This is a genomic window from Alistipes muris, from assembly GCF_943193205.1.
GTDB classification, from domain to species: Bacteria; Bacteroidota; Bacteroidia; order Bacteroidales; family Rikenellaceae; genus Alistipes; species Alistipes muris.
In genome coordinates this window covers 25,071-40,305 of the sequence record NZ_CALPDD010000001.1, presented here as the reverse complement: position 1 = coordinate 40,305, position 15,235 = coordinate 25,071, and the positions used below count along the sequence as shown (strand labels likewise).

At 57.6% G+C, this 15,235-nt stretch carries 16 protein-coding genes; 9 read left to right on the top strand and 7 right to left on the bottom strand.

What is annotated here, in order from left to right:
- Position 1 precedes the first annotated feature (1 nt).
- On the top strand, positions 2–1,114 hold the full coding sequence (rfbB, locus tag NFR47_RS00220; RefSeq protein ID WP_251213569.1) for a dTDP-glucose 4,6-dehydratase: 1,113 nt from the start codon (positions 2–4) through the stop codon (positions 1,112–1,114).
- A 116-nt stretch (positions 1,115–1,230) separates the two neighbouring features.
- A complete protein-coding gene (gene ispF, locus NFR47_RS00215) occupies positions 1,231–1,710 on the top strand; it encodes a 2-C-methyl-D-erythritol 2,4-cyclodiphosphate synthase (RefSeq protein WP_251213568.1) in 480 nt (159 codons plus the stop codon).
- Here the strand turns inward: ispF and NFR47_RS00210 are convergent.
- From NFR47_RS00210 to NFR47_RS00185, 6 genes are all read right to left on the bottom strand, one after another.
- Positions 1,707–1,862 (bottom strand): hypothetical protein, encoded by a 156-nt coding sequence (locus NFR47_RS00210; protein WP_251213567.1) that lies wholly within the window; start codon positions 1,860–1,862, stop codon positions 1,707–1,709. The genes ispF and NFR47_RS00210 overlap by 4 nt on opposite strands.
- 12 nt (positions 1,863–1,874) lie before the next feature.
- Positions 1,875–2,417 carry a DUF4251 domain-containing protein gene (locus tag NFR47_RS00205; RefSeq protein ID WP_251213566.1) on the bottom strand — a complete coding sequence of 181 codons (543 nt, stop codon included), beginning with the start codon at positions 2,415–2,417 and terminating at the stop codon, positions 1,875–1,877.
- Between the two features lie 118 nt (positions 2,418–2,535).
- On the bottom strand, positions 2,536–3,339 hold the full coding sequence (locus NFR47_RS00200; RefSeq protein ID WP_251213565.1) for a hypothetical protein: 804 nt from the start codon (positions 3,337–3,339) through the stop codon (positions 2,536–2,538).
- 43 nt (positions 3,340–3,382) lie between these two features.
- The gene (locus NFR47_RS00195; protein WP_251213564.1) at positions 3,383–4,963 is read right to left on the bottom strand and encodes a BACON domain-containing protein; all 1,581 of its coding nucleotides are present in this window, start codon (positions 4,961–4,963) and stop codon (positions 3,383–3,385) included.
- A gap of 329 nt (positions 4,964–5,292) precedes the next feature.
- Positions 5,293–8,115, bottom strand: coding sequence for an excinuclease ABC subunit UvrA (uvrA, locus tag NFR47_RS00190; RefSeq protein ID WP_251213563.1), 2,823 nt, complete (start codon positions 8,113–8,115; stop codon positions 5,293–5,295).
- 82 nt (positions 8,116–8,197) lie between these two features.
- Positions 8,198–8,962, bottom strand: a complete 765-nt coding sequence (locus NFR47_RS00185; RefSeq protein WP_251213562.1) for a nitrilase-related carbon-nitrogen hydrolase — start codon at positions 8,960–8,962, stop codon at positions 8,198–8,200.
- Between the two features lie 128 nt (positions 8,963–9,090).
- Here NFR47_RS00185 and NFR47_RS00180 point away from each other — a divergent pair, with 128 nt between their 5' ends.
- Positions 9,091–9,927, top strand: coding sequence for a CvfB family protein (locus NFR47_RS00180; protein WP_251213561.1), 837 nt, complete (start codon positions 9,091–9,093; stop codon positions 9,925–9,927).
- Entirely contained in the window at positions 9,927–10,688 is a 762-nt protein-coding gene (locus tag NFR47_RS00175; protein ID WP_251213560.1) for a class I SAM-dependent methyltransferase, read from the top strand. Before NFR47_RS00180 ends, NFR47_RS00175 begins: the two co-directional genes overlap by 1 nt.
- A 70-nt stretch (positions 10,689–10,758) precedes the next feature.
- Here NFR47_RS00175 and crcB read toward each other — a convergent pair whose 3' ends face one another.
- Positions 10,759–11,136 (bottom strand): fluoride efflux transporter CrcB, encoded by a 378-nt coding sequence (gene crcB, locus NFR47_RS00170; RefSeq protein WP_251213559.1) that lies wholly within the window; start codon positions 11,134–11,136, stop codon positions 10,759–10,761.
- A 157-nt stretch (positions 11,137–11,293) separates the two neighbouring features.
- Here crcB and NFR47_RS00165 point away from each other — a divergent pair, with 157 nt between their 5' ends.
- The 5 genes from NFR47_RS00165 to NFR47_RS00145 all read left to right on the top strand — a co-directional run bounded on the left by NFR47_RS00165 (position 11,294) and on the right by NFR47_RS00145 (position 15,225).
- Complete coding sequence (locus NFR47_RS00165; RefSeq protein WP_251213558.1) at positions 11,294–11,596, top strand: urease subunit gamma; 303 nt, start codon at positions 11,294–11,296, stop codon at positions 11,594–11,596.
- A 17-nt stretch (positions 11,597–11,613) separates the two neighbouring features.
- A complete protein-coding gene (locus tag NFR47_RS08545; RefSeq protein ID WP_275556991.1) occupies positions 11,614–12,168 on the top strand; it encodes an urease subunit beta in 555 nt (184 codons plus the stop codon).
- 4 nt (positions 12,169–12,172) lie between these two features.
- Positions 12,173–13,891, top strand: coding sequence for an urease subunit alpha (locus tag NFR47_RS00155; protein ID WP_251213557.1), 1,719 nt, complete (start codon positions 12,173–12,175; stop codon positions 13,889–13,891).
- Positions 13,892–13,967: 76 nt separating this feature from the next.
- Positions 13,968–14,540, top strand: a complete 573-nt coding sequence (locus tag NFR47_RS00150) for an urease accessory protein UreE (protein WP_251213556.1) — start codon at positions 13,968–13,970, stop codon at positions 14,538–14,540.
- Complete coding sequence (locus NFR47_RS00145; RefSeq protein WP_251213555.1) at positions 14,488–15,225, top strand: urease accessory protein UreF; 738 nt, start codon at positions 14,488–14,490, stop codon at positions 15,223–15,225. Before NFR47_RS00150 ends, NFR47_RS00145 begins: the two co-directional genes overlap by 53 nt.
- Positions 15,226–15,235: the final 10 nt, after the last annotated feature.

The window sequence follows — 15,235 nt, the reverse complement described above, 5'->3', positions numbered from 1 at the left end:
CATGAATTTCAAGCGCAATATCATCGTCACCGGGGGTGCCGGGTTCATCGGCTCGCACGTCGTCCGGCTTTTCGTCCGGAAATATCCCGACTATCGCATCATCAACGTCGACAAACTCACCTACGCCGGCAACCTGGCCAACCTGGCCGACATCGAGGCGTGCCCCAACTACCTCTTCGTCAAGGCCGACATCGTCGATTTCGACCGCATGCTCGCCCTCATGCAGGAATACTCCGTCGACGGGGTCATCCACCTCGCCGCCGAGAGCCACGTGGACCGTTCCATCAAGGACCCGTTCACGTTCGCCCGTACCAACGTCATGGGGACCCTTTCGCTGCTCCAGGCCGCCAAGGTCCATTGGGAATCGTCGCCCGCAAAGTACGAGGACAAGCTGTTTTACCATATTTCGACCGACGAGGTCTACGGCGCGCTGGAGCTCACCCGCCCCGAGGGCGACGCCGACGGCCGGGGTCCCTACGGCGAAGAATTCTTCGTCGAGACCACCAAGTACAATCCCCATTCGCCCTACTCGGCGTCCAAGGCTTCGTCCGACCACTTCGTGCGGGCGTTCCACGACACCTACGGCATGCCGACCATCGTCACCAACTGCTCCAACAATTACGGACCCTATCAGTTTCCCGAGAAGCTGATACCCCTGTTCATCAACAACATCCGCCACCGCCGTCCGCTTCCCGTCTACGGCCGCGGCGAGAACGTCCGCGACTGGCTCTACGTCGAAGACCACGCCCGCGCCATCGACACCATTTTCCACCGCGGCAAGGTTGCCGAGACCTACAACATCGGCGGGTTCAACGAGTGGAAGAACATCGACATCGTCAAGGTCCTTATCCGCACCGTCGACCGTCTGCTGGGCAATCCCGAGGGGGCGTCGCTCGACTTGATTACCTACGTCACCGACCGTGCCGGACACGACATGCGCTACGCCATCGACTCCCGCAAGCTCCAGCGCGAACTGGGTTGGGAACCCTCGCTCCAATTCGAGGAGGGCATCGAGAAGACCGTGCGGTGGTACCTCGACAACCAGCCGTGGCTCGACAACATCACTTCGGGTGCCTACGAAAACTATTACAACGACATGTACGCCAACCGATAGGCTGTCCTCTCGCTTACGCAAAACGCCGTGCTCCCTTGCGGGGCACGGCGTTTTCGTTGGCGGACGGTTGGCGGACCGGGAATTTTTCGTAACTTCGGGCATCAAAAACTCCGGATATGGATTTCAGAATAGGACACGGCTACGACGTGCACGCGCTGGCCGACGGCTTGAAGCTGGTGTTGGGAGGGGTCGAAATTCCTTTCGCCAAAGGGTTCGTCGCCCATTCGGACGGCGACGTGGCGATTCACGCCATCTGCGACGCCTTGCTGGGTGCCGCCGCCCTGGGCGACATCGGCGAGCATTTTCCCGACACCTCCGCCGATTACGCGGGCATAGATTCCAAGATTCTGTTGCAGCGCGTCGCCGCGCTTCTCCGTCGAAAGGGGTTTGAAATCGGCAACGTCGACTGCACCGTCCGCATGCAGCGGCCCAAGCTGCGGCCCTTCATCGGCGCCATGCGCAGCGCGCTCGCCGGTGCTATGGGTGTAGACGATGACCGGGTTTCGGTCAAAGCTACGACCACAGAGCATCTCGGTTTCGAGGGGCGCGAAGAGGGTGTTTCCGTTTCGGCCGTCGCGCTGATTTACAAAGTTTAGTCCCACAGCCAGACTACGTAGCGCATCGTCGCATCGGGCGTCGTGAGCAGCAGAATCGTCTCTCCCGTCACGGTCGACACGGCCAGTTCGGCCTGGTAGGCGTCTGCGCAAAAACGGCACCGGCTGCAAGCAGCACGGCGCCGGGCAGGCAAAGAAACTTCATGTCAGTAGAGCTGCGAAATCGAACCCGTATACTGCACCGGGTTGTACCACGGGTTGCTGATCGTCAGATTGGCACCGCCCGTGCGGGAGAATATCTCGAACGTGAAGGTGTAGGTCCCCGCCGAATAGAGCGACGTGTTGAACGTCACCATCCACCCTTCGTGGGTCTGTTCGGTCGTGTAGCCTTGCAGGTCCGATACCGTATAGTTGATTACCGTCGTGTAGTAAGGCGGTACGTAGCCTTTGATATAGGGCAGACAGATGTCGGCCGTGCCGTCCCAGATGCCTACGTTGAACGAGGGGTTGACAATCTGGCGCATGGGGCCCGCCGGCTGGCGCTGCATCGTCTGGGGATTGAACTGGAAGTTGCGCGAGAGAACCAGCGAGTCCATCATCTTCTCGTAGTTCGCAATGCGTTCCGCACGGCGTTTTTCGCGGACTTCGCGGCGTTCTTCCTTGGGCGAAAGCATCTTCTTCTGGCCGATCACCGTCGCCGCGGCGGCGCACAGCAGCAGGCCGCTCAGGATTATCACTGCTTTTTTCATGGCACGTAATGGTTTGGTTTTGCGGCCATGATTGCAATTTCGGTGCCGAAGAGCAGACAAAAAAAGACCTCGCAGTTTTTGCGAGATCTTTTCACTTTTACACACCAAAAACCTGTAATTATTTGGATTTAATAATCTTAGGCAAAGACGTATTGATAAAAATCTTAGCAATCGCATTTCCCGTATCGGTAAAGAAATAACGAGCATCGGATTTATAAATCAAACCATGCTTGATTCCGTATTTCACGATCGGCTCATCGTCGTAAATATCTTCATTCGATTGTATTTTACGAATTAAAGCCTCGAAATCCTCATTCAAATTTTGAGCCCGAATATCCTCCAGAATTCGATAATAAGACTTATTTTTCCTATCGTTAATTACCTCCTTAACATTCGATTTCTGTTCTTGCTGGCTGTTTACAGATGCCAACACTTGTTCATTTTGCAGTTTCATAAGTTTTTTATTTAATTCATCCAGTTCTGTCTCCGTTTCCAAACGTTTTTTCCGTTCTTCGTCTAATTTCACATGCAAAGTCTCTATTCGAGAAACTAATTTATTGTATTTTGCTTTCTCGACGACCGATCCCTTGTCGACCAGTTTCAGAAGCCACGGTTTTATGCATAACTCAGACAAGTTTGAAATATATCCCGATAGATGCAACAATACATAATAAATTACGAACGGGATGAATGCAATCAGTGCGCATTTGAAGAACAAACACGATAATCCACCGGCTTGGTTTATATAATCCGTTATGATAGCGATTCTCTCCACTCTCGTATCGGACGAATTAAAGGTAAATAACGTGTAGAGCAGCTTCCAATTATCGATCAAAAGGACGGCAATATATGTCCCGAAATACGGATTGCTGACACGTTGAACGATGCTCTCCTCGCAGGATTCAAAAATTTTCTTGAACATAATAAAAAACTTTTTAATAATTATTTCTCTCAATCACAATTTACTAAGCTTTACGATAGTTGATTGTAACGGTGTGACCATCATAAGTCCAGTTCCAAGACGTGAAGAAATAATAAACATTATTATCATATCCAGAGGGTATGGAATTATTATCGAACCATGCTGTAACAGGAAAAACCGCCCCATCTCCGGGATTATCGTTACAAATCAAATAATGCAATGCCGTATTAGAAGAAATTTCCAAAGAGGGTAGCTTATTAGAATCGCATTTCAACTGCTCCAATGCCGAACAATCCGTAACATTCAATGATAACAATTCATTAGAGCTGCAATCCAATATAGTCAGCAACATACAATTAGAAACGTCCAAAGAAGTCAGCTTATTAGCATTACAATCCAATTCTACCAACCTGTTCGCAACATTCAAAGCTGTTAATCGATTGGAGTAACATTTCAATTTCGCCAATACTGCATTGCTTGAAACATCCAACAACGACAATTCATTGGAAGAACAATTCAATTCAGTCAGCATAGTATTGTTCGATACATCCAACACGGTCAATTGATTAGAATCACAATTCAATTTCTCCAATGACCTACATCCTGAAATATCCAGCACTGTTAATTTATTAGAACTGCAAGCCAAACTTTCCAATGCTGTACAACCAGAAAGCTTCAAAAAAGCCAGCTGATTGACACCACATGCCAAATCTCTCAAAGCTGCACAACCTGAAACATCCAATGAGGGCAACTGATTGCCCATGCACCACAAATACGTCAATGTTGTACAATCGGAAACATCCAACAATAACAATTCATTGAAATCACAAAACAAATATTTCATAGCTGAACATCCGGAAATATCCAGCGCTGTTAATTTATTACTCTGGCAGCTCAACCATTCCAATGCCGTACAGCCGGAAACATTCAACGATGCCAATTGATTGGAATTGCAGCTTAAATTTTTCAATGCCGTACATCCCGAAACATCCAATGAGGTTAGCAGATTAGAGGAACAATCCAAACGTTCTAATGCTGTAAAATATTCAATGCCCTGCAAAGAGGTCAGATTGCGAGAACCAACAGATAGCCACGTGATACTTTTCAATTCCTCCGTCGTGATATGAGCCGCATCAGCAATATACCCACCCGTTTGTAGCACATGAGCGAAAAGAGGATCGAATTTACCGGTAACATCAATATTTTCAACCTTCTTCATCTGGTCAACTGCCAATTCACAGGATTGTTCTCCATAAAGAACATGAACGGCAGCACTCCGCTGCTCGGTAGCGGAATTGGATTCGGCCGTTATGGTCAATACGACATTTCCGGCCTCGCCGCTTTCGGGCGTCAAGGTCAGCCATCCGGAATCCTCCGTGCGGTACTCGATCGAAGTTTTCCAGTCGACATTTACCTCAAATGGTATCTGCACAGAACCGCCCTCGGCAGGAAACGTGTATTTTGTAGTCCCGATTGTCAAAGCAGGAGTCTCTCCCGGTGTTTCGGAAGGTTGTCCCGGAGTTTCTCCGGGCCGGTTCGGATTTTCAGCTATCGCATCATCTTTTTCACTGCACCCTGCGAAGATCATAGCTGCAAGAAAAAACAGCGCACAAAATTTCTTCATACAATTCGATTGTAGTTTAGAAAAATACTCGGTTTGTCCTTTTCGAGGTCGAGGCACGCACATAAAAAAAGCGCGGACAAAACTCTTTATCTGTTCTTGAGGTCTTAGGATACCATGCAACCAAATAAATGAGTAAAGCCCACGCCGTGAGGGCGTGAGCGTCACCGCTTTACTCTTGGTTGCTCTGTGAAGTTTCCTAAGTTTCAAGAACAAGAATAAAAGCTAACGCTTTTTCCGAATATGTCTACAATGTGCGCACAGGCACCACTATTTCATAGGCAACAGAATTGAATACTATGCAAATATAATCATTTTTAAGACAAAACAATTTACAGCCCCATCTTTTTCAAGAACTGCCCGGTGTGGCTGCGGGGGCATTGCGCCACTTCGTGCGGGGTTCCCGCCGCTACGATTTCCCCGCCGCCGACACCGCCCTCGGGGCCGATGTCGATGATGTGGTCGGCAACCTTGACCACGTCGAGGTTGTGCTCGATGACGATGACCGTATTGCCCCGGTCCACCAGCTTGTTGAGCACCTCCAGCAACAGGCGGATGTCCTCGAAATGCAGGCCCGTCGTCGGTTCGTCCAGAATGTAGAGCGTGCGGCCCGTGTCGCGTTTGGAGAGTTCCGACGCCAGTTTGATGCGCTGGCTCTCGCCGCCCGAGAGGGTCGTGCAGGGCTGCCCGAGCGTCAGATAGCCCAGCCCCACTTCCTGTATGGCGCGCAGTTTCTGGTAGATGTTCGGTATGTTCTCGAAGAATTCCACCGCCATGTTGACCGTCATGTTCAGCACGTCGTCTATCGACTTGCCCTTGTACTTCACCTCCAAGGTCTCGCGGTTGTAGCGGTGGCCGCCGCACGCCTTGCAGGTCACATAGACGTCCGGCAGGAAGTTCATTTCGATGGTCTGCACCCCCGCTCCGCGGCATTCTTCGCAGCGGCCGCCCTTGACGTTGAACGAAAAGCGTCCCGCCTTGAAGCCGCGTATCTGCGCATCGGGCGTCAGCTCGAACAGCTTGCGGATGTCGGTGAACACGTTGGAGTAGGTCGCCGGATTCGAGCGCGGCGTGCGGCCGATGGGCGACTGGTCGACCACCACCAATTTGTCCACATGTTCGATGCCCTCGATGGTGTCGTATTCCAGCGGGCGGTCCAACGCTCTATAAAACGTTTTAGCAAGAATCGGGCGCAGCGTTTCGTTCACAAGGGTCGACTTGCCCGAACCGCTCACTCCCGTCACGCAAATCAGTTTGCCCAGCGGGAATTCGGCGTCTATGTTTTTCAGGTTGTTGCCCCGTGCGCCCCGGATTACGATGCTTTCGCCCGTGCCCTCGCGCAGTTTTTCGGGGATTTCGATGCGGCGGCGGCCCGTCAGATAGTCGGCCGTCACCGAATCGGACTTCAAGATGTCGTCCGGCGTGCCCGCCGCTACGATGTGGCCGCCCCGACGCCCGGCCTTGGGACCCACGTCCACAATGAAGTCGGCCGCGCGCATCATCTCCTCGTCGTGCTCCACCACGATGACCGAGTTGCCCGCGTCGCGCAGTTCTTCCAGGCTGCGGATAAGCCGCTGGTTGTCGCGCTGGTGCAGACCGATGGAGGGTTCGTCCAGAATATAGAGCACGTTCACCAGCTTCGAGCCTATCTGCGTCGCCAGCCGGATGCGCTGGCTTTCGCCGCCCGACAGCGACCGCGACGAGCGGGCCAGCGACAGATAGCCCAGCCCCACTTCGCGCAGGAAGCGCAGCCGCTCGCGGATTTCCTTGACCACTTCCTGCGCTATGCGCCACTCGCGTTCGGACATCATCTCTTCCATGCGGTCCACCCACCCGGCGAATTCGTCGATCGACATGGCCGACACTTCGGCTATGTTCTTGCCGCCGATGCGGAATTGCAACGCTTCGGACCTCAACCGCGAGCCGCCGCACGCCGAGCAGGTCTTATAGACCAGGAATTGTTCGCGCCACTTGCGGCCGCGGGCCGTCTCGTCGTCTTCGCTGCGGCCGATGAATTCGGCCACCCCCTCCCACGACAGGAACTGCCGCCCGCCCGAGGGCGCGCTGAACTGCGAAAGGTCCACGGTCAGCGGCTCCGAATCGCCGTACAGCAGGGCATGAAGCGCTGCGTCGGAGAGGGCCTCCATCGGGTCGTCGAGAGTGAAATCGTAGCGGCGCCCCAGCATTTCGAGCGTCGCGAAAAGCATGTTGTTGTGGTACTTGCCCAGCGGTTCGACCGCCCCCTCGCGAATCGAAAGGCGTTTGTCGGGGATGATTTTCGCCAGGTCGAAGACCGCTTCCTCGCCCAGTCCGTTGCAGTGGGGGCAGGCCCCCTTGGGCGAGTTGAACGAAAAGGTGTGCGGCGCCGGGTCCTCGAATGCCACCCCTGTCGAGGGGCACATCAGGTGGCGCGAATAGAAGCGCTGTTCGTCGGTGCCGTAGTCGTACAGCGCCATCGTTCCCTTGCCTTGGCGAAGCGCTTCCTTAAGCGAGGTCATGATGCGGTCTCGCGCGTCGTCGCTCACGGTCATCCGGTCCACCACCAGGTCGATGGTGTGGATTTTATAGCGGTCCAGCCGCATTCCCGCCGATATTTCGCGGATTTCGCCGTCGATGCGGGCATAGAGGTAGCCTTTCTTGGCCAGCGTCTCGAAAAGTTCGCGGTAGTGGCCCTTGCGGCCTTTGACCACGGGTGCCAGCAGGGCTATTTTCCGCCCCGCGAAATCCTTGCTTATCAGGCCGGCTATCTGGTCGTCCGAATAGTGGACCATCTCCTCGCCCGTGACCGGCGAATAGGCACGCGAGGCGCGCGCATAGAGCAGACGCAGAAAGTCGTTGATTTCGGTCACCGTGCCCACCGTCGAGCGGGGGTTCTTGTTGGTGGTCTTCTGTTCGATGGCCACCACCGGGCTCAGTCCCGTAATCTTGTCCACGTCGGGCCGCTCCATCGTCCCCACGAACTGCCGCGCATAGGTCGACAGCGTCTCCATGTAGCGGCGCTGGCCCTCGGCATAGATGGTGTCGAACGCCAGCGACGACTTGCCCGAACCGCTCAGTCCCGTCACCACCACCAGCTTGCGCCGCGGAATTTCGAGGTCGACATTCTTGAGGTTGTGGACCCGGGCACCCAGTATTTTGATCGTATCTTCTTTCATCGGCAGAGAAACGTACCGCAGCCCCGGTTTATTGGCTCCGGAGCCGCCGAGCGGCAAAGATAGCACAATCCGGCCGAACTTCTCAAGGTTCCAGCCGGAAATCGTCGGCATCCTGCCATGCCGGGAACGATTCGCGGAACGCGCGCTGCTGCTCCAGGTCGAGCGTCACGGACATCGTCCATTCGCCGCTGTCGGCACCCGCTATCGTGCGGCCCAGGTAGTCCAGCGCCTGCGAGTCGCCGATATACACCGCGTCGGGGTCGGTCCCCACCCGGTTCACGCCGATTACGTAGCATTGGTTCTCGATGGCCCGCGCCCGCAGCAGGGCGCACCACGCATCGCGCCGTTTGTTGTCCCACGAGGCGCAGTAGATGATGGCATCGTAGTCACCCCGGCTGCGGCTCCACACCGGGAAGCGCAGGTCGTAGCAGATTTGCAGCAGGAAGCGGAATCCCATGTACTCCACCACCACGCGTTTGTCGCCCGGCGTGTAGTCGCGGCCCTCGCCGCCCGGACGGAACAAGTGGCGCTTGTCGTACCATTGGATTTCGCCCGAGGGCTTCACAAAAAACATGCGGTTACGGTAGGTGCCCTCCTCCGCGATGACGGCGCTCCCCACCACCGCTTTCTTATAGGTCGCGGCCCAGCGGCGCATCGTTGTGACCACCAGCCCGTCCTGCGGTTCGGCCACCACGGCGGGCCGCAGCTTGAACCCCGTCGCAAACATCTCGGGCAGCACCACCACGTCGGCTTCGGCCGCCGCGACGACGGATTCCAGCCGTTCCAGATTGCGGGCCGTATGTTCCCACTCCATGTCTACCTGGCAAAGGGCTATGCGTATTTTCATAAAATGCTTTTTTGTCATCCAAAGGTAATTATTTTTCCCCATCCGCCAACTTTCCGCCGCAGCGAATTCGCCGGAAAGTTGCGCCGCAACGAAATAAAGCGTACTTTTGCCGGCAAACCGACTCCACCATGCTCAAAGCAGGCCGCACCCACACCCTCACCGTCAGCCGCATCTCCGACTACGGGCTTTACCTCGAAAACGAAGAGCACGACGAAGTGCTGCTTCCCAACCGCTACGTCTCGCTCACCGACAAGCCCGGCGACCGCAAGGAAGTCTTCGTCTACCACGATTCGGAAGACCGTCTCGTAGCTACGACCGAGACACCCCTTCTGCGCGTCGGCGAGGCCGGGTTCCTGAAGGTCGTCGACAAGACGGTACACGGCGCGTTCCTCGATTGGGGGCTCGTGGGCAAGGACCTTTTCCTGCCCAACCGCAACCAGCAGGGCGGCATTCTCGCGGGCCACAGTTACGTGGTCTACCTTTACGAAGACAGCGTCACGGGGCGCTGCGTGGCCACCAACAAGCTCAAGGCTTTCATCGACAACGACCAGATTACGGTCCGTCCGCGCGAGGAGGTCGGTCTGCTCGTCGCTTCCGAAAGCCCCATCGGCTACCGGGTCATCGTCAACAGCCGCCATTGGGGCATGATATACCGCGACCAGATTTTCCGGCCCGTCGCCGTCGGCGACCGCCTGCGGGGTTTCGTGCGCCGCATCACCGAGGACAACCGTATCGACGTCACGCTCCAGCAGCAGGGATTCGCACAAGTCAGGGATTCGGCCCAAACGCTGCTCGAACTGCTCCGGCAGAACGGCGGTCACCTGCCGCTCAACGACGACAGCGACCCCGAGGAGGTCCGGCGGCTCACGGCCATGAGCAAGAAAACATTCAAGCGGTCGGTCGGCATGCTGCTCAAGCAAGGCACCGTCGAGATGAACGACCGGGGCATCCAAATCCGCAAATGATGGCAAAGGTCCAGACCGCCGAACGCGTGTCGCGCGAGGCTTCCGACAATTTTGTGTTCCAGCGCTCGCTGCTGGCCTACCATGCCGCCGCCGAACGCATCGGGGGCGACGTGCTCGAAATCGGCACCGGGTCGGGCTACGGCATCGAAGCCGTGGCGCCCAAGGCCGCACGTTTCGTCACCGTCGACAAGCACCTTCCGCCCGTCGACTTCGGCCGCTTTCCCGGCGTCGTGTTCCGGCAAGCCGCCGTACCGCCGCTGTCTTTCGCCGACGGGGAGTTCGACTGCGTGATTTCGTTCCAGGTCATCGAACACATCAAGCAGGATGCGGAGTTCGTCCGCGAAATATACCGGGTGCTGCGTCCCGGCGGTCGGTTCATCGTCACCACGCCCAACGCCCCCATGTCGCTCACGCGCAATCCGTGGCACGTGCGCGAATATACGGCCTGTCAGCTGCGCGAACTGCTCGGCATCTTCGCAGAGGTCGAAATGCTGGGCGTCTCCGGCAACGACAAGGTCATGGCCTACTACGAGCAGAACCGCCGGAGCGTGGAGCGGATGGCCCGCCTGGATATTTTCGACCTCCAGCACCGTCTGCCGCGGCGCCTGCTCCAGATTCCCTATGACATCCTCAACCGCATCAACCGCCGCAAGCTGCTCAAGGAGAACACCGAACTGACCACCTCCATCCTTATGGACGACTATCGGCTCGGACCCGTCAGCGACGAGAGCTTCGACCTTTTCTATATAGCGCGCAAATAACGGTACGCATACGGCAAAACGGGCTATTCGGCACATACCGAATAGCCCGTTTTCGTTTTGGTACTGCTTGCTAAATCGTTTTAATCAACGATCTGCCGAGCCATACGAGCAGCAGACCCAGCACGAAACTGAGCCCCACGTAGAGCCCGAACCCGAGCCACTGCTTGTGCTGCAAAAGCAGGTACATGTCGTCGGAGAACGACGAAAAGGTGGTGAAGCCGCCGCAGAATCCCGTGATGAGGAACACGTTCATCGACGGCGAAATCAAGTGCGTCTTCTCGGCCATCCCGAAGAAGATGCCGATGACGAAGCTGCCGATCAGGTTGACCGTGAAGGTTCCCCACGGAAAGGCTTCGGCCCCCGCGAAGTGGAAGATTTTTCCAGTCAGAAAACGCAGGCAGGTGCCGACGAAGCCTCCTAATCCTGCAATAAGCATTGCTCGAAACATAATTCTGAGAAAATTTGCCGCAAAGTTAGCAAATTCCGGGCCGCAGCCGCATTCGCCGTCCTGGCATATTCTTTGAACTGAGCGCGAAGACGTGCCGTCGGTCTCCCCGCGAACGCAGGGCGGCGGGTGCCGTAATCCTCAAAAAAACACAACAACTATGCACTTATCACCGAAAGAGATCGACAAACTGATGCTCCTTTCGTTGGGCATGATTGCCGAACGACGCATGAAGAAAGGGCTCAAGCTCAACTATCCGGAAGCCGTGGCCTACATCACCTCCACGGCGCTCGAAGAAGCGCGGGCGGGCAAGACCGTCGAGGAAGTGATGACCGCCGCAGCCAGCGTCCTGCGCAAGAGCGACGTCATGGACGGTGTGGCCGACATGGTCGACCTGCTGCAGGTCGAAGCCGTCTTCACCGACGGATCGCGCCTGGTGAGCATCCACCACCCCATCAAATAACCTAAAAAAGCCGAATCATGGACAATACCGCAAAATCCGCCCCGGCTGCCGACCAGCGGCAGGCCGCAGGGCTCTATCCGAACCAACCGGGGTTCAAGCCCGCGCAGCCCGTCCCTGTGGGCGGAGTGCTGCTGGCTACAGACCCTATCGAATACAACACAGGACGCAAAACCGTCAAACTCGTGGTCCGCAATACGGGCGACCGTCCCATTCAGGTGGGTTCGCACTTCCATTTCTTCGAGGTCAACCGCTACCTGGAATTCGACCGCGACGCCGCGTTCGGCTGCCATCTGAACATCCCCGCCACCACGGCCATCCGCTTCGAGCCGGGCGACCAGAAAGAAGTCGAGGCAGTCGCCTACGCCGGCAAGCGCCGCATCATCGGCTTCAACGGGCTGGTCATGGGCTACACGGGCGACGAAGACGCCCCGACCTACTTCCCGGCGCGGCTCAAGGCCGTGCGCAAGGTCCGTCTGGCCGGATTCAAGGAAATCGCCGAAAAGGAAGCCGAAGCCGCCTACAAGAAACAGCAGGCCGCAGCTCCGCACAACGACAACAACGCAAAAAAATAGCAACATGGCAACAATTTCACGTCAGGAATACAACAACCTGTTCGGTCCGACCGTCGGCGACAAAATCCGGCTGGGCGACACCGACCTCTACGTGGAGATCGAGAAGGACCTCCGCGAATACGGCGACGAAGTGGTCTACGGCGGCGGCAAGACCCTGCGCGACGGCATGGGGCTGGCCAACACGATGACCGCCAAGGAAGGGGCGCTCGACATCGTCATCACGAACGTCACGATCATCGACCCGATTCTGGGCGTGGTCAAAGCCGACGTCGGCATCAAGGACGGCAGAATCGCGGGCATCGGCAAATCGGGCAACCCCAACACCATGCACGGCGTGCACCCCGACCTGATTACGGGAGCGGCCACCGACGCCATTTCGGGCGAACACCTCATCCTCACGGCCGGAGGTATCGACGGCCATGTCCACCTGATTTCGCCCCAGCAGGCCTACGCGTCGCTGAGCAACGGCATCACCACCCTCTTCGGCGGCGGCATCGGCCCCACCGACGGAACCAACGGCACGACCATCACCTCGGGCAAGTGGAACACCGAACGCATGCTCGAATCGCTCGAAACGCTGCCTGTCAACGTGGGCATGCTCGGCAAGGGCAACTGCTCGGTGGCCCAGTCCATCGAAGAACAAATCGAAGCGGGCGTCTGCGGACTGAAGGTCCACGAAGACTGGGGCTCGACCCCGGCGGCCATCCGCGCAGCGCTCGACGTGGCCGACCGCTACGACGTGCAGGTGGCCATCCACACCGACACCCTCAACGAAGGCGGCTACGTCGAGGACACCATCGCCGCCATGGACGGACGCACGATCCACACCTACCACACCGAAGGTGCGGGCGGCGGTCATGCGCCCGACCTGCTGAAGGTCGCTTCGATGCCCTACGTACTGCCGTCGTCGACCAACCCCACGCTGCCGTTCGGCATCAACTCGCAGGCCGAGCTCTTCGACATGATCATGGTGTGCCACAACCTCAACCCCAAAATCCCGTCGGACGTGGCGTTCGCCGAAAGCCGCGTACGCCCCGAGACGCAGGCCGCCGAAAACGTGCTCCACGACCTGGGCGTGCTCTCCATGGTGTCGTCCGACTCGCAGGCCATGGGCCGCATCGGCGAATCGTTCATGCGCACGTTCCAGACCGCGTCGTTCATGAAAAACGCCTGCGGCAAACTGGCCGAAGACGCCGAGGGCAACGACAACTTCCGCGTGCTGCGCTACCTGGCCAAGATCACGATCAACCCGGCCATCACGTTCGGCGTGTCGGACTATTTAGGCTCGGTCGAGAAAGGCAAAATCGCCGACCTGGTGCTGTGGGAACCCCACTTCTTCGGCGCCAAGCCCAAGATGGTCATCAAGGGCGGGGTCATCAACTGGGCCAACATGGGCGACCCCAACGCATCGCTGCCCACGCCGCAGCCGTGCTACTATCGGCCGATGTTCGGCGCCTGGGGCCGTGCGCTGCCCAAGACCTGCATTTCGTTCGTCTCGAACGCCGCCTGCGAAAGCGGCATCAAGCAACGGCTTTCGCTCGACCGCATGGTGCTGCCTGTGCGCCGCACGCGCCAGATCACCAAGTTCGACATGGTCCGCAACGGCGGCATGCCGCAAATCGACGTCAATCCCGAAACGTTCGACGTGCTGGTCAACGGCGTCCGCGCCTATGTCAAGCCCGCCCGCGAATTCCCGCTGAGCCAGCTTTACTGGTTCAGCTGACGTTGCGCCCGGTTCCGGAAACGCATGGTTCCGGAACCGGACTTTTTCTCCACCTCTCAACAAAACACTCCTGCCCATGAAAATCTACTCCGCAATCGTCGGCAACCTGCACGCGCCCGAGTGGGCCGAACGTGCCGCCGAAGCCGACATCGAAACCGTCGAACTCGACCAATGGACGGCCCAGAAAAGCCGTTTCGTGGCGCCCGGCGACCGCGGCAGCGAATATGCCGTGGCCCTCGAACGCCATTCCCAGCTGCTCGACGGCGACATCCTGGAATACGACGCCGACGCCAACCGCATGGTGGCGCTCCGCATCCGGCTCAACGATGTGCTGGTGGCCGACCTCGGCGAACTCGCGTCCGAACGGCCCGAGGAAATCATCCACATCGCCCTCGAACTGGGCCACGCCATCGGCAACCAGCATTGGCCCGCCGTCGTCAAAGGCACGAAAGTCTATGTTCCGCTGACGGTCGACAAGAAAGTGATGGACAGCGTCATGCGCACCCACCGCATCGAACACGTCTACTGCTCGTTCCAGCCGGGCTCGGAAGTGATCCCCTACCTCGCGCCCCACGAAATCCGCCGGCTGTTCGGCGGTGCCAACCACGAAAACGAAACGGAACACCACCACCATCATGCCCACGCCTGACCGCGCCGCGCTGCTGATGCGGCTGATGGCACTCACCGACTCGGCCTTTCCGGTCGGCACCTTCTCGTTTTCCAACGGACTGGAGACGGCCGCCGACACGGGGCTCGTGCACGATGCGCCCACGCTCGAAGCCTACACCCGCTGCATCGCCCGGCAGGCGGCCCTGACCGACGGTGTGGCGGCACTGCACGCCCATCGCAGCTACCTGCGCAAGGATTTCGAGGGCATCGTCGAAGCCGACACGCAGGCCATCCTCTGCAAGCTGAACGCCGAAGCCCGCCAGATGACCTGCCGCATGGGCAAGAAACTGGCCGAGCTTTTCACCCGCATCGCCGACGACCCGACCGCGGCCCGCTGGCTGGCCGAAATCGAAGCCGGACGCACGCCCGGCAGCTACCCTGCGGCCCAAGGCATCGTCTTCGCGGCCAACGGCATAGGCGAACGCGAACTTTTCTGCTCGCACCAATACGGCGCCATCGGCACGGTGCTGAACGCCGCGCTGCGCTGCGTCCGCGTGTCGCACTACGACACGCAGCGCATTCTGTTCCGGCTTTCGGCCGAAACCGAAGCGCTCTATGCCGAAGCGGCCGGAGCGGACTACTGCGACATGAACGCTTTCGCGCCGCAGACCGACATCCTGGCCTCGCTGCACGAAAAAGGAACCAAACGACTTTTCATGAACTGACAAAACACCT